This is a genomic window from Cupriavidus sp. FW305-F7 (assembly GCF_058782875.1).
In genome coordinates, this window is record NZ_JBYSYC010000004.1 from 133,359 (window position 1) to 150,576 (window position 17,218).

Genomic DNA, 17,218 nt, shown 5'->3' on the forward strand with positions numbered 1-17,218 from the left:
TGTCGCGCCTCAACATAACAATCCAATCAAAAAATGGCATTGCTTCATAACCTTAAGGTTAGATAGACTGGCGGGCATGGTCCAGATCGATCGCGCGCTGCGCTCCAATATCAAGCTGCGCCACCTGCAATTGCTGGTGGCGCTGGATGAGTTCCGCCACCTCGGCCGCACCGCGGAGTTCCTGTCCGTAAGCCAGCCGGCGGTGTCCAAGGTGCTGACCGAAGTCGAAAGGATGCTGGGTCTGTCGCTGTTCACGCGCTCCACCCGCGGCACCGAGCCCACCCCCGCCGGGGAATCGCTGGTGCGCTTTGCGCGCTCGGTGCTGGCCCAGTACGAGCAGACCCGCGACGAGATCGCCGCGGTGCAGAGCGGCGCTTCCGGCCGCATCCGCGTGGGCTCGATGGGGGCGGCGCTGCCGGTGCTGCTGGCGCAGTCCGTGGGCATGCTCAAGGACCGCCACGCGCGCGCTACCGTGCTGGTGGAGGAAGGCGACCTGACCCACCTCTTGCCCAAGCTGCGCCTGCGCGAGCTGGACCTGATCGTGGGCCGGCTGGAGCCGGGTTATGCGGCGCCGGACCTGTTGACCGAAGCTCTCTATGAAGAACCGATGGTGGTGGTTGTCCGGCGCGGCCACAAGCTGGCGCGCAAGGCCCGCCCCAGTTGGGCCGACCTGGCGGCGATGCCCTGCGTGCTGCCACCGCCGTGGGCCTCGCTGCGCGTGAAGATCGAGCAGGCCTTCTATCGCCACGGCCTGCACCCGCCGCAGGATGTCATCGAGACCTCGTCCTACCTGGCGCAGGCGACCTTTGTCGGCCAGCGCGGCGCAGCCGGCTTCATGGCTGAGTCGGTGGCGCTGTCGTTGCAGGAGGAAGGGCAGTTGCACGTGCTGAAGATGGCCGTGCCGGTCGACCTGCCCCCGGTCGGCATCATCACGCTGCGCGAACGGGCGCCGTCGCTCGGCACCGACCAGCTGGTCGAATGCCTGCGCGAGGCTGCGGCGCAGATCAGGACCGTCTAGCCCGCACGCGCCATCAACACGGGCACCGAGGTGGCCAGCAGCGCTACGCCGGATACAGTCAGCAGCGTCAGCACGACCTTGCGGAAGGTGGCCTCGCTGATGCCCAGGTAAAGCCGCGTGCCCAGCAGCGTGGGGACCAGCATCGCGGGCGCCACCACCAGGAACATCGGCAGCATCTCGCGCGTGACGATGCCCTTGCCCACATAGGCGGCCATGGTCATGGCCAGCGTGGCGAGGTTGAAGTTCTGGATCACCGCGCGCTGCTCGTCCTTGTCGAAGCCGCGCAGCGTGCACCACAGTGTCGGGATCACGCCAGTGAAACCACCGATGCCGCCCATCATGCCGCCGGCCGCACCGGCAACGCCATCGGCCACGCGCCCGCCCACTCCGATATGTGGCAGCTTGCGCACCATTAGCATCACCGGGCACCACAGGGTCAGGAAGCCGCCCAGCACGACCTTGAACCACTGCGCGTCCAGCATCGGCAGGATCGCCACGCCCAGGTGGATGCCGGCCACGCCACCGGCCACGAACGGCCACAGCCGCCGCCACGACAGCCCGCGACGCACCGACGCCGCCGCCAGCAGCTGGCCGGTAAGCGCGCCGAACACGGTCATGGCCGAGGCCAGACGCGGCTCGATCGCCCAGGCCCAGAACGACATCGCCACCATGCCGAAGGCAAAGCCCGACAGCCCCTGGACAAAGCCGGCCACGGCGGCGCCGGCGATCACGATCAGCAAGGTGGAATCCATGGCAGGCGGGGCCGCGTCAGGCAGTGGCGGACGCGAGGTTCAAAGGCTTCTAGGAAGCGCATGACTATGCACTTCTTTGCCCTGCTTGTCAGCCGCTGCCTCTGCTGCGCCGCGCAAAACTGATACGGTATTTTTTCAATGAGGTGATGCTGTTCTGTTCATCCCGGCTCCGTTAGCATGGTCGCCATCAATAAGGGCACCGGGCCGCGTGTAGCGGCGCCGGCGGCACCGGGTGCGGCGATATGTCACCCGTACGACACCGGCAGCAACGGTGCCCTTTGCTGCGCGCGCGGCGTACACTACGCTTTACCGCACGCGCCTACGGCCCGCGCCCCGGCGCGCCCTGCCGACCGGCCCCGGCCTGCCAGACGGCAGTGCCGCGCCCGTCACAGGCGTGCGCCAGGCCAGCGCCACGGAGAACAACATGTTTGGTTTGACCGCGCTAGACCTCGCCCGCACGCAGTTTGCGTTCACGATTTCCTTCCACATCATTTTCCCGGCGATCACCATCGGCCTGGCCGCCTACCTGGCGGTGCTGGAAGGCTGCTGGCTGCGCACGCAGCGCACGCATTACCGCGACCTCTACCACTTCTGGTCCAAGATCTTTGCCGTCAATTTCGGCATGGGGGTGGTGTCCGGGCTGGTGATGGCCTACCAGTTCGGCACCAACTGGAGCTTCTTCTCGGAGTTCGCGGGTAGCATCACCGGGCCATTGCTGACCTATGAGGTGCTGACCGCCTTCTTCCTGGAAGCAGGCTTCCTGGGCGTGATGCTGTTCGGCTGGAACCGCGTCGGGCCGGGGCTGCATTTCTTTGCCACGGTGATGGTGGCGCTCGGCACGCTGATCTCCGCCACCTGGATCCTGGCATCCAACAGCTGGATGCAGACGCCGGCGGGCTTCGAGATCATCAACGGCCGCGTGGTGCCGACCAACTGGTTCGAAGTCATCTTCAACCCGTCGTTCCCCTACCGACTGGTGCATATGAGCGTGGCGGCGTTCCTGGCCACGGCGCTGTTCGTCGGCGCGTCCGCCGCCTGGCACCTGCTGCGCGGGCGCGACAACCCCGCCATCCGCAAGATGCTGTCGATGGCGATGTGGATGCTGCTGATCGTCGCGCCGATCCAGGCCGTGATCGGCGACATGCACGGCCTGAACACGCTCAAGCACCAGCCCGCCAAGATCGCCGCGCTGGAAGGCCACTGGGAGAACAAGGGCAATGAAGGCCTGCCGCTGCTGCTGTTCGGCTGGCCCGACATGGCGCGCGAAGAGACACGCTTCGCGGTCGAGGTGCCGCGCCTGGGCAGCCTGATCCTGACCCATACCTGGGACGGGCAGATCAAGGGCCTGAAGGAGTTCGCGCCGCAGGACCGGCCCAATTCCACCATCCTGTTCTGGTCGTTCCGCGTGATGGTGGGGCTGGGGCTGCTGATGATCCTGCTGGGCGTGTGGAGCCTGCTGCTGCGCCGGGGCGAGCGCATATACCGCTCGCGCGGCTTCCTGCATATGGCGCTGTGGATGGGGCCCACCGGCCTGATCGCCATCCTGGCCGGCTGGTTCACCACCGAAGTCGGGCGTCAGCCGTGGGTGGTCTACGGGCTGCAGCGCACCGCCGACGCGGTGTCGCCGCACGGCGTGCCCGAGCTGGCGGCGACGCTGGCGATCTTCGTGGTGGCGTACTTCTTCGTGTTCGGCGTGGGCATCGCCTACATGATGCGGCTGGTGCGCAAGGGTCCGGCGCTGGAAGAAGCCAAGCCGGAAGGCGGCCCCGGACGCGGGCATACGCCGGCACGGCCATTGTCAGCGGTGGATGACGACGAAGCGCTCGCCCCCGCCACCACTGCACGCACCCGGAGCTGACACCATGGGCATCGACCTCTCGCTTCTCTGGATCGTCATCATCTTCTTCGGCGTGATGATGTACGTGGTGATGGACGGCTTCGACCTGGGCATCGGCATGCTTTACCCGTTCGTGCCGGACCGGCATGACCGCGATGTCATGATGAACACGGTGGCGCCGGTCTGGGACGGCAACGAGACCTGGCTGGTGCTCGGCGGCGCCGGGCTGCTGGCGGCGTTCCCGCTGGCGTATTCGGTGGTGCTGAGCGCGCTCTACCTGCCGCTGATGCTGATGTTGCTGGGCCTGATTTTCCGCGGCGTGGCGTTCGAGTTCCGCTTCAAGGCCAACGACCGCGAGCGCCCGGTGTGGGATGCCGCCTTTATCCTGGGCTCGGCCACGGCCAGTTTCTTCCAGGGCGTGGCGCTGGGCGCCTATATCGACGGCATCAAGCTGGAGGGCCACCGCTTTGCCGGCGGCCCGCTGGACTGGCTCACGCCCTTCCCGCTGTTCTGCGGCGTGGGGCTTATGGTGGCCTACACGGTGCTCGGCAGCACCTGGCTGATCATGAAGACAGAGGGCGAGCTGCAGCAGCGCATGATCAAGCTGACCGGCACGCTGGCGTGGCTGCTGCTGGCGGTGATCGCCGTGATCAGCCTGTGGACGCCGCTGACGCATCCCGAGATTGCCGAGCGCTGGTTCAGCCTGCCCAACCTGTTCTGGTTCTCGCCGGTGCCGATCCTGGTGGCGCTGTGCATGTTCATGCTCATGCGCGCGCTGCGGCACGAGCCGGATATCTCGCCGTTCATGTATGCGCTGGGGCTGGTGTTCCTGGGCTACAGCGGGCTGGCGATCAGTGTCTGGCCCAATATCATCCCGCCGGGCATCTCGATCTGGGATGCCGCCGCACCGCCGCAAAGCCAGGGCTTTGCGCTGGTGGGGGCGCTGTTCATCATTCCCTTCATCCTGATGTACACGGTGTGGGCCTACTACGTGTTCCGCGGCAAGGTGCGCCACGGCGAGGGCTACCACTGATGGATATGGATACACAGCGCCCGAGGACAGGGACGGGCAGCGGCACCTGGCTGCGCCGCATCGGCTGGCTGGTGCTGATCTGGGCCGCCAGCGTGGCGGCACTGGGCGTGGCCGCGTGGGTGCTGCGGATCATCATGCAGGGCGTCGGCTTGCGCAGCTGACGCCCCGTGCCCCGGTCAGTTGGCCTCAGAGCTGGACCGAGGCCTCGCCGATGCCATCGAACTCCGCAGTCACCAGGTCGCCAGCCGATGCATCCAGGATGCCGACCCAGGTGCCGGTGGTGACGACCGTGCCGGCCTCTACGCGTCGCCCGTCGCGCGTGGCGTGGCGCAGCCAGGCGACCAGCCCATAGGCCGGATCGCCCAGCGCGTGGGTGCCGCGGCGCTCGGTCGTTTGCGTGCCGATCCGCACCCGGCAATGCTGTGCCGCCCAGTCCCGCGCCGCATAGTCACGCCATTCGCCAAGCACCAGTGCGCCGTGGGACTGCAGGTCGGCCAGCTTCAGCAGCGCGGGCGCGGCGAGATACTGCCGCCAGCGCGAATCGACGACTTCAATCGACACCGCCATCGCATCGATCAGCCCGGCAGCGCCGGCGTAGTCGAGGGCGGCAGCCTGCGCGGCGTCAACGCCCTGCCCCAGCCGCAACGCAATCTCCGCCTCGATGCCGCGCCATGTGAAAGGCCAGTCGCCGGCATGCGCGGGGCTGGTCCAGACCCCGGCCGGCGGCAGTTGGGCATGCGTCAGCACCGCCTCGCGCGAGGCACCGCCGGATTTCCAGTAGCCGGCGCCTGTCGCTTGCCAGCCTAGCGCGCGGGCCACGGCCGACTGTACGGCGTAGGCCTGTTCCGCATTCTCAAGCGCGGTGGCAAATTGCCCTGCATCGGCGCAACCCTGTTCGCTACGCGCGCTGAGCAGGGCCTGCGCGACCCGATCGATATTGGAAGATGTCATGCCTTGGGTATGTCCTTGAATGAGGGATGAATATTGCCCGGTATCCCGCTCCCGGCAAGCGCGCGCAGCACGCTGCCGGGAGCGGGCCGGTCTCAGGAACCGCTGGCGCTGGGCGCGGTCCCACTGACGGCAGGCCCGTTTTCGTCGTCGGCGGCGGTCTCGCCCATGGCGCGACCGAAGGTTTCCGGCGCGAACTGCACGGCCAGCGCAAACACTGCGTACATCGCCGCGAGCATGCTGAACATGCCGCCAACGCCGTAGGTTTGGAACACGCGCCCGCTGATCAGCGGCGTCAGCGCCCCGGCCAGGGTGCCGAGCGCCAGGATCAGCGAGGTGCCGAATGCGCGCACGTGGGTGGGATACTGCTCCGGCGCGAAGATCCAGATCGACGTGTTCAGCAACACCACGCAGAACGTGAAGGCGGCGCCAAACAGCAGCACCAGGCCCACGTTATACGTCAGGAAGCCGAAGCACAACCCGGCCGCGCAGGCCAGCCCGGCGCCTATCGTCAGCACCCGCTTGCGCGGGAAGTGATAGCCGCAGTACGACGCCGCGAGCGCGCCGAACAGGCTGCCGCTCTGCATCACCATGGTGAAGAGAAAGCTCTTGGAGATGGTGTATCCCTGCGACATCAGGATGGTCGGCATCAGCGTCAGCACCGAGATCTGCGCGCCGTACGTCATGGACACCGCAATCCCCAGCGCGATCGTGCGCCGTCCCAGGCGGCCCTTGAAGATGTCGCTCAGGCGCACCCTGGTGCGCGGCGCCTCGTCCTGGATCGCGGCCTTGATATAGGGCGTCGGCTCGCCGTCGAGCTTGCCCAGGCGGCCGGATGCGAGCACCGACAGCACCAGGTTGGCCTCGTCCACGCGCCCCTTGGACAGCAGGAAGCGCGGCGTCTCCGGAATAAAGCGCCGGTAGAACACGACGAAGAATGCCGGCAGCACCAGGCAGGCAAACAGCCAGCGCCAGCTGTCCGGACCCGGGAACATGGCGAATACAGCCAGGCCGAAGGCCGGCGCCAGCATATTGCCCAGGCCGCCGCTGCCCACGCTGACTAGGCCCACCGCGGTACCGCGGAAGCGCGTCGAGCACAGCTCGGCCAGCATGGTCACGGCGATCGAGATCTCCCCGCCCAGGCCGATGCCGACGATAAAGCGGCCCGCCGCCAGCACGCCATAGTTCGGCGCCAGCGCGCAGATGATGGCGCCCAGCGTGAACAGCAGCAGGTTGGCGCTCAGCATCGTGCGCCTGCCGTAGCGGTCCGCGATATAGCCGGAGCCGATGCGTCCCAGCGCGGCGGCACTGAAGGTCAGCGTATTGAGAAAGCCGATCTCCGCCACCGAGATGCCCCACTGCTCGCGCAGCATGGGGCCGATCAGGCCGACGGCGTTCTGCTCGAAGACATCGAACATCACCCCGAGCATGATCATGAAGATGATCTTCTTGTGCGACGCCGTCACCCCGATGCCATCCATGGCCCGGTCGAGCTCATGCTGCTGTGGGGAATTCGGCGATTGAACTACAGTTTCTGCGCCCATCTTTGTCTCCTCCTCGTTTCGAGGTTGTCGCGGTGTGTCCGCGACCTTGTCGCCGCCGTGTCCGGCTGGCGTTTGTAGAGCAGCGATAAAACTTCGTTCCGGCGCGCGCCTATTCCAGCGCGGGCGTCGAGTGCGGCGGCCGGCGCGCGCGCAAGGCCTGCTCGGCCGCATAGGCCAGCCGTATCAACACGGGTTCGGTGAAGGGCAAGCCAAAGAACTCCAGCCCGACCGGCACGCCCTGGGGGGCATTGCCGTCCGGCGCCGAAAATCCGGCCGGAATCACGATGGCCGGAAATCCGGTGGCCGACGCGAGCACGCCGTTGCGCTCTGCCTGGGTCTCGCCGACCGGCACCACCAGGCGCCGCTGGTGCGGAAATGCCAGCGCGTCAAGCCGATGCCGCGCCATCAGGTCCTGCAGCCGCTGGCGCAATGCCTGCTGGCGCTGCAGGCGTTCGCGGTACTCTCCTTCCCGCTCGCTCAGCGCCGCTGCGGTGGCGAGGGTTCCCGCCACGCTTGGATGGACAGAACCGGCAGCGATGATGTCCTGCATCGATCGCACCGCGACGCCGGGGGGCAGCCCCGCCAGGTAGGCATCGAGATCGCGCTCCATCTCGTAGTGGTGCACAAGCGTGGACGCCAGCAGCTCATCCGGGCTGATGGCGTCGTCAAGGGCGACCAATTCGGCGCCTTGTGCAGCGATGGTGGCCAGCGCTGCCTGCATCACGGCGTTGACGGGACGGTGCACATCCTGGTCGCCGAAGAAATGGCGCAGCACGCCGATGCGCGCGCCCCTGAGTCCGTCGCGGTCAAGGCTGGCGGCATAGCTCGCCGGGATGTGAGGTGCACCCTGGCTGGTGACCGGGTCTGCCGGGTCATAGCCGGCGATGACATCGAGCAGCAGCGCCGTATCGGCAACGGTGCGGGTGATCGGGCCGATGGTGTCCTGCGTCAGCCCGCATGGGACCAGCCCGGCCCGGCTGATCAGGCCCATGGTCGGGCGCAGGCCGACCAGGTTGTTTGCCGAGGCCGGCGAGCGGATGGAATTGACCCCGTCGGTGCCGATGCCAAGCAGGCCGAAGCTGGCTGCGATGCCGGCGCCGGTCCCGCCGCTTGAACCGCCGGGCGTGCGCGTCAGGTCATAGGGATTAAGGGTCTGGCCAGACAAGGTGCTGACCGTCTCGCCGCCGGAGGCAAGCTCGTGCAGGTTGGTCTTGGCCAGCACAATGGCTCCCGCCTCGCGCAGCCGGCGGATCACGAAGGCATCGCCGGTGGACAGGTTGCCGCGCAGGCAGGCGGCGCCGGCGGTGGTTTCCATGCCGCCGCATTCGATGTTGTCCTTGACCAGCACCGGGATGCCATGCAGCGGCGCCAGCACCTGCGACGGGTTGCGCCCGGCCATGGCGTCGATGTGTCCGGCCTCTTCCAGCGCCTGCGGGTTGCGCTGCAGGATGCTGCGCAGGGCGGGACCGTCCTGGTCATAGGCCGAGATGCGCGCCAGGCATGCGCTGGCCAGTTGGCGCGCCGTCAGCCTGCCGTCGCGCATCGCGGCATGCGCGCTGGCGACGGTGGCTTCCACCACGCTGAACGGCGCGTGATGGCCGGGGTCGTCCGGCACCGGTTGGTACGAGTTTGTCATGAGAGCCTTCCATGCGCCGGCAAGGGCGCGAAGTGTTTGCGACGTGATGGGCAGGCGGGGCAGCGGCACGGTGCCGCACCCCGCTTTGTCTCGCTATCGGTTGACCAGGCGGGCAGGTATTGTCCAGATGCAGAACGCACCCAGCATCAGCATCCCGGCAATCATGTAGTAAGCACTGTTGCCGCTCTGGGTCACGTCGCGCAGGTAGCCGATCATGTAGCCGCTGGTAAAGCCGGCAAGGTTGCCGATCGAGTTGCTCATGGCGATGGCCGTGGCCAACGCCGCGCCGCTGAGGAAAGCCGTCGGCAGGGACCAGAACAGCGGCGTGCAGGTCAGGATGCCGGCTGCGGCGATCGACAGGAACACCAGGGACAGCGCGGTGTTGTGCATGACCCAGGGCAACGCCAGGAAGCCGATCGCGCCCATCATGCACGGGATGATCAGGTGCCAGCGCCGCTCGCGGTGCTTGTCGGCGCTGCGCCCGAAGAAGTACATCGCGACAATGGCCGCCATATACGGGATCGCGCTCAGCAGGCCGATATGGAGCGGGTCGCTGACACCGGTCGACCTGATGAACGTGGGCAGCCAGAGCGTGATGCCGTACTGGCCCGTGACATAGCAGAAGCAGATCAGGCTGATCAGCCAGACGCGCGGATCGGTAAACACCTTGCCGACGCGTGCCTGCGGGTCCACCGCCTTGACGTCTTCCGACTTGGCCAGTTCAAGGATCTGCTTCTCCGCGCTGGTCAGCCATTTGGCCTTGGCAATGGAGTTGTCCAGGTAGTAGAAGCAGAAGCACCCCAGCAGCACCGCCGGCACCGCCTCGATGAAGAACATCCATTGCCAGCCGCCCAGGCCAGCCACGCCGGCCATGCTGCCCATCAGGTAGCCGGACAGCGGATTGCCGATGATGCCGGACAGCGGCGAACCCATGCAGTAGATGGCCATGATCTTGGCACGCCGGTGCGACGGGTACCAGCACGACAGGTAGTACACGATGCCTGGCGTGAAGCCGGCTTCGGCCAGCCCCAGCAGGAAGCGCAGCGTGTAGAACTGGGTTGGCGTCTGCACGAACGCAAAGCACGCGGAGAGTAGCCCCCACGTGATCATGATCCGGCCGATCCACACCTTGGCGCCAAACTTGTGCAATGCCAGGTTGCTCGGCACCTCGAACAGGAAGTAGCCGATAAAGAAAATCCCGGCGCCCAGCCCGTAGACGGTCTCGCTGAAGCCCAGTTGCTGCGACATCTGGAGCTTGGCAAAACCTACGTTGACACGATCGAGATAAGCGATCAGGAAGCAGACCATCAGGAATGGCACCAGCCTCCAGCTCACCTTGCGATAGGTCGCATCCTCGAACGTCCTGATCTTTGTTCCCGCCTGCAGGGTTGTATCCACAGCGTCTCCTCTGTTTTTTGTCAGGTACGGCAGTGCTGCGCTGATCCGTTGCGATCAGTCCGGCGGGGGCGTTGTGCACGCGCGGCGCCCGCCCCCGTCTCGGATGGCAGAGGCTCTCGTCAGGCGGCAGCCTTGAGCGACAGCGGCGTGGCGTGCGCGGCGAGATAGTCCATCGCGGCAACGGTGCCGCTGCCCGCGAGCGGCACGCCCGAGATCTTCAGGCCCATCTCGCAGCCGGCCAGCGTGGCCATCAGCGTGAGGTCGTTGCAGTCGCCCAGATGGCCGATGCGGAACATGCGGCCCTTGACCTTGCCCAGGCCGGCGCCGAGCGACATGTTGAAGCGGTCATAGATGTTCCTGCGCACCACGTCCGCGTCTATCCCCTCGGGCATCATCACGCCGGTCAGCACCGGGCTGTAGACGGCGGGGTCCGCGCACTGGATCTCCAGGCCCCAGGCCTTGACCGCGCGGCGGCAGGCTTCGGCCAGGCGCTGGTGGCGGGCGAAGACGTTGTCCAGCCCTTCCTCAAGGATCATGTCGAGGGCTTCGGACAGGCCATAGAGCAGGTTCGTGCTGGGGGTGTAGGGCCAGTAGCCGGTCCGGTTCATCTCGATGATTTCATCCCAGCCCCAGAAGCTGCGCGGCAGCCGGGCCGTGCGGGAGGCTGCGATGGCCTTGGGCGACACCGCATTGAAGCTGATGCCAGGCGGCAGCATCAGGCCCTTCTGCGAGCCGGACACTGTTACGTCCACGCCCCACTCGTCATGCCGGTAATCGGCGGACGCCAGCCCGGAAATGGTGTCGACCAGCAGCAGCGCCGGGTGCCCGGCCGCATCGATGGCGCGGCGCACGGCGGCGATATCCGAGGTCACGCCGGTCGAGGTCTCGTTGTGCACCACGCACACCGCCTTGATCGCATGCGCGCTGTCGGCACGCAGGCGGGCCTCGATCATGTCGGCCTGCACCCCGTGGCGCCAGCCCTCTAGGCCCGGGAGGCCGAGGAATTCGGGCTTGATTCCCAGGTTCTCGGCCATCTTCTTCCACAGCGTGGAGAAGTGGCCGGTTTCGAACATCAGCACCGTGTCGCCGGGGCTCAGCGTGTTCGACAGCGCCGCTTCCCAGGCGCCAGTGCCCGAAGCCGGATAGATCACCACCGGCTGCTCGGTCTTGAAGATCTTCTTGATGCCGTCCAGCACCTTGAGGCCCAGCGCGCCGAATTCCGGGCCGCGATGGTCGATGGTCGGATAGCTGATGGCGCGCAGGATGCGATCGGGAACCGGGCTCGGTCCGGGGATCTGCAGGAAGTGGCGGCCGGCGGGATGGAAGTTGAGATTCAGCATTTGACTCCTCCTGTTGAGTTTTGAATGCAAAATACTTTATCAGAGGAGTGACGGAAAAACAGGGGAGATTGCGCGGAAATCATCTAGCGTTTACCCCGCATAACAAGGGTTTACCTGCGTTTTTGAGTTCCAGTTGAGAGTCTGCTAAAATTGAATTCAATCACGTGATAGGAATTTTGAATGCAAATTTCCGCCACTTCCGGCTCGGATTCGCCGGCCCCGGTACTACCTAGGCTCGAACGGCAACGCTTGCACGACACCGTGGTGGCCCACCTGCGCACGTTCATTGTCGAGGGCACCCTGGAACCGGGCAGGAAGCTCAATGAGCGCGAACTGTGCGAGACCCTGGGCATCTCCCGCACGCCACTGCGCGAGGCCCTGAAGGTGCTGGCGGCAGAGGGGCTGATCGATATCTCGCCCAACCGCGGGGCGACCGTATCGCGCCTGTCCGGCGCGGAGATCCAGGACACGTTTGAGCTGATGAGCGGGCTGGAAGCCTTTTCCGGCGAACTGGCCTGCGAACGCATCACGGCCGTCGAACTGGCCGAGATCAAGGCCCTGCACTATGCGATGCTGGCCTGCCGGGCAAATGACGACCTCCCCGGCTATTACCGCATCAATCACCAGATCCATGACCGCATCAACCTGGCGGCCCGCAATTCGGCGCTGCGCCAGACCTATCTGTCGGTGAACCGGCGGCTGCAGGCGCTGCGCTTCCGCTCCAACTATCAGAAGCCGAAGTGGGACAGCGCCATCCGCGACCACGAAGAGATGCTGCAGGCACTTGAAGCGCGCGATGGCAAGCGCCTTGCCGCCATCCTGCGCCAGCACCTGCTGGACAAGCGCGACGCGGTGCTGCTGATCCAGGCAAGCGATGCCGGCGGCATGCCGCAAGCATAGGACGCTGGCGCCACCCTCACCTCAAGAATCCGAATAGCCCCATCAGCATTCTTTGCCCCGCTGTCACCATGGTGACAACCCCGGTTCTTACTCTGCGAGCGCATTGCGGCAAACGCAATCGGCCACGCGGCACCTGCCGCCGGCACACAACAACGCAGACGAACAGGGGAATCAAAGATGGCAGGGAACCTTGCACCGGGCAGCCTGGCGGGGATGGCGCGCGGCCGTGTGCTGGCCGGCACCGTGATCGCCGCACTGGCAGCAACACTGGCGGGCTGCGGCGGCGGCGATGACGCCGCGCCGGCAGCCGCACCGAACGACACCACCATCAAGACCCCGCCGCCAGCCGGTGCCGGCGGCCCGCGCGTGCTGCTGGTGGGCGTGGACGGTGCCACCTATGCCCAGGTGCAGGGCGCACTCCTGCGGCGTGAGCTGCCCAACCTGGCCCAGCTGAACCTGGTGCCCACCGCTACCGGGGGCATGCCCGGCACCATCACCGCGCAGCCGCCGCTGGACGCGCCCAGCTGGGCCACGGTGCTGACCGGCGCCTGGGCCAACCGCCACGGCATCGAAGACGATACCGGCAGCACCGCACTGCAGGCCCCCACCGTATTCCGCTACCTGCGCGCGGCCGGCAAACCCGGCCTGCAGCAGGGCGCATCCACCAGTTCGGGGGCGCTGCCTGGCCTGCTCAAGGCCGAGCAGGAAGCTGGCATGCTCGATACGCTGGTTGACTGCGCCGGGGTCGACAGCTGCGTCACGCAGAACGCCGTACGGCAAGTGCAGTCCGGCTATGGCGTGGTGTTTGCGCAATACAGCGCGCCGGCACAGGCGGCGGAAGCCGGCGGCTTCGGCAACGGCGCCTATGCCACGGCCCTCGCGGGCATCGACAAGGCGCTGGGCGAACTGCTCGGCGCCGTCGCCGCGCGCCACCAGGGGCAGCCGGCCGAAGACTGGCTGGTGATGGTCACCACCAGCCACGGCCTGGATGCCACCGGCGCCACCACCACGGTGCCGACGGTGGAGAACCGCACCGCCTTCCTCGCCACCAACAAGACGCTCAACGGCGCGCTGGCCAGACCTGGCGCAGCAGCGCCGGACACCCCGGCGGACCTGTCCGCGCTGCCGACCGAAGCCGACATCGTCCCCACCCTGCTGGCCCATGCCGGCGTGGCGCTTGACCCGGCCACCACGCGGCTGGACGGTTCGGCGTTGACCACCGCCACCGCAGGCGTGCGCGCCATCGGCGCCAGCATCAGCCAGTACAACGACGCCATCACGCTGAGCTGGCAGAACCCGACCGAAGCCTTCGGCGTCACCCGCGTGCTGCGCGACGGCGTGCAGATCGCCTCGCTGGGACCGGAGGTGCGGCAGTTCACCGACAAGGCCTTCAACATGGCCACGGGCCTGTACCAGTTCAACTACACGCTGGTGCGCAATGACGTGCCGGTGTCGTACCTGGCGCAGATCCACTACGTCAAGCCGGTCACGCTGGCGCCGACGCTGCTCAATGGCCTGGCCACGTACTTCAGCCTCGACAGCAAGCCGTTCGCCGACGCGAAGAACGCCGCCACGCTCGGCCCGTGGGTGGCAAGCCTTGATGGCGGCACGCTGGCTGCCGACAACTTCAGCGGCCAGTCGCTGCAGCTGGACTCGCGTGTCGACAGCTACAAGCTGGCTTACAACGCTGCCGATATCGCGCAAAGCCCGCAGTTCACCATCGGCTTCTGGTTCCGCACCGACTGCACCCAGGGCAACGGCACCGGCGAGCCCATCCTGTCCAACAAGAACTACATCTCGGGCGCCAACCCCGGCATTGCCGTCGCGCTGTTCGGCAGCTGCGAGATCCGCTTCAACCTTGGCAGCGGCAGCGGCAAGCGCGACGACATCAACGGCATGAAGGTGTCGGCCAACCAGTGGGCCTACCTGGCGCTGTCGGTCGATGCGGCAGCCAAACGCTTCAGCGCTTATGTCATCGATCCGGTGCTGGGCGTGCAGAAGACCGAGAACAAGGCAATCGCCAACACCGACGTGACCAAGCTGGCCGGGCTCGGCACCGGCTGGGGCGTGAACGACGATGCCACGCACAACTACGTGGGCAACAACCCCGGCGCGCTCAAGGGCGTGATGGGCTTCAACGACCTGGCGATGTGGACGCGAGTGCTGTCGCTGGACGAGTTGAAGGCCGTCACCGGCGCACGCCAGCCGCTGTCCACGCTGAATCCATAAATCCGGCCGGAACCCGTTTCGTCATGGAACGGGTTCCTCACCGACCCTTACCCCCGCCCGATCCCCTGCAGGAGATTGACACCATGACTTTCCGACCTTCCACCCTGGCGCGGCCGCACTGGCTCGCCGCCCTGCTGATGTGCGCAGCACTCGCCGCCTGCGGCGGCGACTCCGGCGAAAGCCCCACCGGCTCGCCCAACGCGGCACCAACCACGCCGGGTGCCCCGGGCACCGGCGGCAACCCCGGCCAGGGGAATGGCAGCGACCGGCCGGGCGAGACGCCCGCCGTGAAGCCGCAACTGCGCTGCGCGCCCTGAAGCCGGGCCTGGCCCGTCTCCCCCTCCAGAAACCACCCGGCACAGAATCCATGAACCCGCAAAGCAGACGCAACTTCCTCAAGCTCGCCGGCGGCAGCGCCGCCGCCACCGCCGCGCTGGCGGCCTTCCCGCCGTCCATCCGCCGCGCGCTGGCGATCCCGGCCAACAACGCCACCGGCACCATCCGCGACGTCGAGCACGTGGTCATCCTGATGCAGGAAAACCGCTCGTTCGACAATTACTTCGGCACGCTGCGTGGCGTGCGCGGCTTTGGCGACCGCTTCCCGATCCCGCTGGCGGGCGGCCTGAATGTGTGGCAGCAGACCTATACTAACGGCAGCACCACCCGCACCGTGCTGCCTTACCACCTCGACAGCAGTTCCGGCAATGCGCAGCGCGTCAGCGGCACGCCGCACTCGTACCCGGATGCGCAGAACGCCTGGGACCTGGGCCGCATGAACAAGTGGCCGACCTACAAGCAGACCCAGTCGATGGGCTACTACACCGAAGCCGAACTGGACTTCCAGGTGGCCCTGGCCAATGCCTTCACCCTCTGCGACGCCTATCACTGCAGCTTCCATGGCGGCACCAACTCCAACCGCCTGTTCCACTGGACCGGCACCAATGACCCCAGCGGCGCCAACGGCGGGCCGGTGATCGACAACAGCGGCGACTCGTTCACGGGGTCGGCCCCGCCCTACACCTGGAAGACCTACCCGGAGCGCCTGGAAGCCGCCGGCGTGAGCTGGAAGGTCTACCAGAACATGCCGGACAACTTCACCGACAACCCGCTGGCGGGCTTCAAGCAATACCGCGACGCCAACGCCGCGCGCGGCAACCAGGCCAACGGCAGCCCCTACCCGGCATACACCAGCGCCGACGAAGCCATCAGCCCGCTGCTCAAGGGCGTGGCCAACACCATGCCTGACGGCGGCTTCCTGCAATCGCTGCGCGACGACGTTGCCGCGGGCAAGCTGCCGCAGGTGTCGTGGATCGTGGCGCCGGCGACGTACTCGGAGCACCCCGGGCCTTCCAGCCCGGTGCAGGGCGCCTGGTATACGCAAGAGGTGCTGAATGCCCTGACCGCCAACCCGGCGGTGTGGAGCAAGACCGTGCTGCTGATCAACTTCGACGAGAACGACGGCTACTTTGACCACGTGCCGCCGCCGTGCGCGCCCGCCTACGACGGCGACACGCTGGCCGGCGCCACCACGCTCGACCCACAACAGGTCAGGCCGGAATACCACGTCGACAAGCACCCCTACGGCCCCGGCCCGCGCGTGCCGATGTACGTGGTCTCGCCATGGAGCCGCGGCGGCTGGGTCAACTCGCAGGTGTCCGACCACACCTCGGTGCTGCGCTTCCTGGAAGCCCGCTTTGGCGTGGCCGAGACCAATATCAGCAGCTTCCGCCGCGCGGTGGCGGGCGACCTGACCTCGGCCTTCAACTTCGTCAGCCCAAACACCAACCCGCTGCCCACGCTGCCCAGCCGCGACAAGGCCAGCGCCGATGCCATCCGCACCGCGCAAGGCGTGCTGCCGCAAGTACCGCTGCCATCGGCCAGCAGCCAGCAGATGCCGCAGCAGGAGACCGGCACGCGCCCGTCGCGCGCCCTGCCCTATGAGCTGCACGTGAGCGCCCGAGAAGACGCCCGCGACCAGCGCGCGGTGTGGCTGCTGTTCAGCAACACCGGCACGGCGGCGGCGGTGTTCCACGTCTACGACCGCCTGCACCTGGACCGCGTGCCGCGCCGCTACATGGTCGAACCGGGCAAGGAACTGCATGGCAGCTGGGACGTCTTTGCCAGCGACGACGGCAAGTACGACCTGTGGGTGCTTGGCCCCAACGGCTTCCACCGCGCCTTCCGCGGCAATGCGGGGGCCGTGACCGCGGCGGGTGCCAGCGCCCCGGAGATCCGCGTCTGCTATGACATCGCCAATGCCGCGGTGTACGTGGACATGATCAACACCGGCAGCGCCCCCTGCACCTTCACCGTGCAGCCCAACGCCTACCGCACCGACGGTCCCTGGACCTACGAGGTGCCGGCCGGCATGCAGCTGCAGCAGCACTGGCCCGTGGCCCGCCAGGGCAACTGGTACGACTTCACCGTCACCACCGCGCAAGGCGGCTTCACGCGCCGCTTCGCCGGGCGCATCGAGACCGGCAAGGACAGCGTGTCCGATCCGGCGATGGGCCTCAACGGCTGACGCGCACGTCGCCTGACGGGCAGCGCTACGCCCGCCCCCGGCCGCTCCGGCCGCGGGCG

General features: G+C 67.1%; 14 protein-coding genes. 8 read left to right on the forward strand and 6 right to left on the reverse strand.

The genetic code is table 11. The annotated features are described in order from the left end of the window. The first annotated feature begins 76 nt into the window (after nucleotides 1–76). Nucleotides 77–1,018: a LysR substrate-binding domain-containing protein gene (locus AC3WL8_RS05440; RefSeq protein ID WP_211981267.1), complete on the forward strand. Its 942-nt coding sequence runs from the start codon at nucleotides 77–79 to the stop codon at nucleotides 1,016–1,018. Here the strand turns inward: AC3WL8_RS05440 and AC3WL8_RS05445 are convergent. Beyond that, nucleotides 1,015–1,770: a sulfite exporter TauE/SafE family protein gene (locus AC3WL8_RS05445; protein WP_492377992.1), complete on the reverse strand. Its 756-nt coding sequence runs from the start codon at nucleotides 1,768–1,770 to the stop codon at nucleotides 1,015–1,017. The genes AC3WL8_RS05440 and AC3WL8_RS05445 overlap by 4 nt on opposite strands. 424 nt (nucleotides 1,771–2,194) lie before the next feature. Here AC3WL8_RS05445 and AC3WL8_RS05450 point away from each other — a divergent pair, with 424 nt between their 5' ends. From AC3WL8_RS05450 to AC3WL8_RS05460, 3 genes are read left to right on the forward strand one after another with little or no spacing between them, the layout of a single operon-like run. Then, nucleotides 2,195–3,628: a cytochrome ubiquinol oxidase subunit I gene (locus AC3WL8_RS05450; protein WP_211981265.1), complete on the forward strand. Its 1,434-nt coding sequence runs from the start codon at nucleotides 2,195–2,197 to the stop codon at nucleotides 3,626–3,628. 4 nt (nucleotides 3,629–3,632) lie between these two features. Next, on the forward strand, nucleotides 3,633–4,640 hold the full coding sequence (cydB, locus tag AC3WL8_RS05455; RefSeq protein ID WP_035816234.1) for a cytochrome d ubiquinol oxidase subunit II: 1,008 nt from the start codon (nucleotides 3,633–3,635) through the stop codon (nucleotides 4,638–4,640). After that, complete coding sequence (locus AC3WL8_RS05460; protein WP_211981264.1) at nucleotides 4,640–4,801, forward strand: DUF2474 domain-containing protein; 162 nt, start codon at nucleotides 4,640–4,642, stop codon at nucleotides 4,799–4,801. Before cydB ends, AC3WL8_RS05460 begins: the two co-directional genes overlap by 1 nt. Before the next feature lie 25 nt (nucleotides 4,802–4,826). Here AC3WL8_RS05460 and AC3WL8_RS05465 read toward each other — a convergent pair whose 3' ends face one another. The 5 genes from AC3WL8_RS05465 to AC3WL8_RS05485 all read right to left on the reverse strand — a co-directional run bounded on the left by AC3WL8_RS05465 (nucleotide 4,827) and on the right by AC3WL8_RS05485 (nucleotide 11,506). Then, a complete protein-coding gene (locus AC3WL8_RS05465) occupies nucleotides 4,827–5,591 on the reverse strand; it encodes a fumarylacetoacetate hydrolase family protein (protein ID WP_211981262.1) in 765 nt (254 codons plus the stop codon). A 92-nt stretch (nucleotides 5,592–5,683) separates the two neighbouring features. After that, nucleotides 5,684–7,132, reverse strand: a complete 1,449-nt coding sequence (locus AC3WL8_RS05470) for an MFS transporter (protein ID WP_211981254.1) — start codon at nucleotides 7,130–7,132, stop codon at nucleotides 5,684–5,686. 109 nt (nucleotides 7,133–7,241) lie between these two features. After that, nucleotides 7,242–8,768, reverse strand: coding sequence for an amidase family protein (locus AC3WL8_RS05475; RefSeq protein WP_211981251.1), 1,527 nt, complete (start codon nucleotides 8,766–8,768; stop codon nucleotides 7,242–7,244). Nucleotides 8,769–8,861: 93 nt separating this feature from the next. After that, nucleotides 8,862–10,166 (reverse strand): MFS transporter, encoded by a 1,305-nt coding sequence (locus AC3WL8_RS05480; protein ID WP_211981249.1) that lies wholly within the window; start codon nucleotides 10,164–10,166, stop codon nucleotides 8,862–8,864. Between the two features lie 119 nt (nucleotides 10,167–10,285). Then, nucleotides 10,286–11,506 carry a pyridoxal-phosphate-dependent aminotransferase family protein gene (locus tag AC3WL8_RS05485; protein WP_211981247.1) on the reverse strand — a complete coding sequence of 407 codons (1,221 nt, stop codon included), beginning with the start codon at nucleotides 11,504–11,506 and terminating at the stop codon, nucleotides 10,286–10,288. 180 nt (nucleotides 11,507–11,686) lie between these two features. On the opposite strand from AC3WL8_RS05485, the gene AC3WL8_RS05490 reads away from it, so the two are divergent. The 4 genes from AC3WL8_RS05490 to AC3WL8_RS05505 all read left to right on the forward strand — a co-directional run bounded on the left by AC3WL8_RS05490 (nucleotide 11,687) and on the right by AC3WL8_RS05505 (nucleotide 17,159). Then, the gene (locus AC3WL8_RS05490) at nucleotides 11,687–12,406 is read left to right on the forward strand and encodes a GntR family transcriptional regulator (protein ID WP_153953911.1); all 720 of its coding nucleotides are present in this window, start codon (nucleotides 11,687–11,689) and stop codon (nucleotides 12,404–12,406) included. A 177-nt stretch (nucleotides 12,407–12,583) separates the two neighbouring features. After that, complete coding sequence (locus AC3WL8_RS05495; RefSeq protein ID WP_492377993.1) at nucleotides 12,584–14,635, forward strand: hypothetical protein; 2,052 nt, start codon at nucleotides 12,584–12,586, stop codon at nucleotides 14,633–14,635. 83 nt (nucleotides 14,636–14,718) lie between these two features. Next, nucleotides 14,719–14,952, forward strand: coding sequence for a hypothetical protein (locus AC3WL8_RS05500; protein ID WP_211981243.1), 234 nt, complete (start codon nucleotides 14,719–14,721; stop codon nucleotides 14,950–14,952). A 50-nt stretch (nucleotides 14,953–15,002) separates the two neighbouring features. Next, nucleotides 15,003–17,159: a phosphocholine-specific phospholipase C gene (locus AC3WL8_RS05505; protein WP_211981242.1), complete on the forward strand. Its 2,157-nt coding sequence runs from the start codon at nucleotides 15,003–15,005 to the stop codon at nucleotides 17,157–17,159. Nucleotides 17,160–17,218: the final 59 nt, after the last annotated feature.

What these genes read in the sequence shown, in the direction of transcription:
- AC3WL8_RS05450 (WP_211981265.1), top strand. Translation starts at nt 2,195, where the DNA reads ATGTTTGGTTTGACCGCGCTAGACCTCGCCCGCACGCAGTTTGCGTTC.
- AC3WL8_RS05495 (WP_492377993.1), top strand. Translation starts at nt 12,584, where the DNA reads ATGGCAGGGAACCTTGCACCGGGCAGCCTGGCGGGGATGGCGCGCGGC.
- AC3WL8_RS05445 (WP_492377992.1), bottom strand. Translation starts at nt 1,770, where the DNA reads ATGGATTCCACCTTGCTGATCGTGATCGCCGGCGCCGCCGTGGCCGGC.
- AC3WL8_RS05490 (WP_153953911.1), top strand. Translation starts at nt 11,687, where the DNA reads ATGCAAATTTCCGCCACTTCCGGCTCGGATTCGCCGGCCCCGGTACTA.
- AC3WL8_RS05440 (WP_211981267.1), top strand. Translation starts at nt 77, where the DNA reads ATGGTCCAGATCGATCGCGCGCTGCGCTCCAATATCAAGCTGCGCCAC.
- AC3WL8_RS05500 (WP_211981243.1), top strand. Translation starts at nt 14,719, where the DNA reads ATGACTTTCCGACCTTCCACCCTGGCGCGGCCGCACTGGCTCGCCGCC.
- AC3WL8_RS05475 (WP_211981251.1), bottom strand. Translation starts at nt 8,768, where the DNA reads ATGACAAACTCGTACCAACCGGTGCCGGACGACCCCGGCCATCACGCG.
- AC3WL8_RS05470 (WP_211981254.1), bottom strand. Translation starts at nt 7,132, where the DNA reads ATGGGCGCAGAAACTGTAGTTCAATCGCCGAATTCCCCACAGCAGCAT.
- AC3WL8_RS05505 (WP_211981242.1), top strand. Translation starts at nt 15,003, where the DNA reads ATGAACCCGCAAAGCAGACGCAACTTCCTCAAGCTCGCCGGCGGCAGC.
- AC3WL8_RS05485 (WP_211981247.1), bottom strand. Translation starts at nt 11,506, where the DNA reads ATGCTGAATCTCAACTTCCATCCCGCCGGCCGCCACTTCCTGCAGATC.
- AC3WL8_RS05465 (WP_211981262.1), bottom strand. Translation starts at nt 5,591, where the DNA reads ATGACATCTTCCAATATCGATCGGGTCGCGCAGGCCCTGCTCAGCGCG.
- AC3WL8_RS05460 (WP_211981264.1), top strand. Translation starts at nt 4,640, where the DNA reads ATGGATATGGATACACAGCGCCCGAGGACAGGGACGGGCAGCGGCACC.
- cydB (WP_035816234.1), top strand. Translation starts at nt 3,633, where the DNA reads ATGGGCATCGACCTCTCGCTTCTCTGGATCGTCATCATCTTCTTCGGC.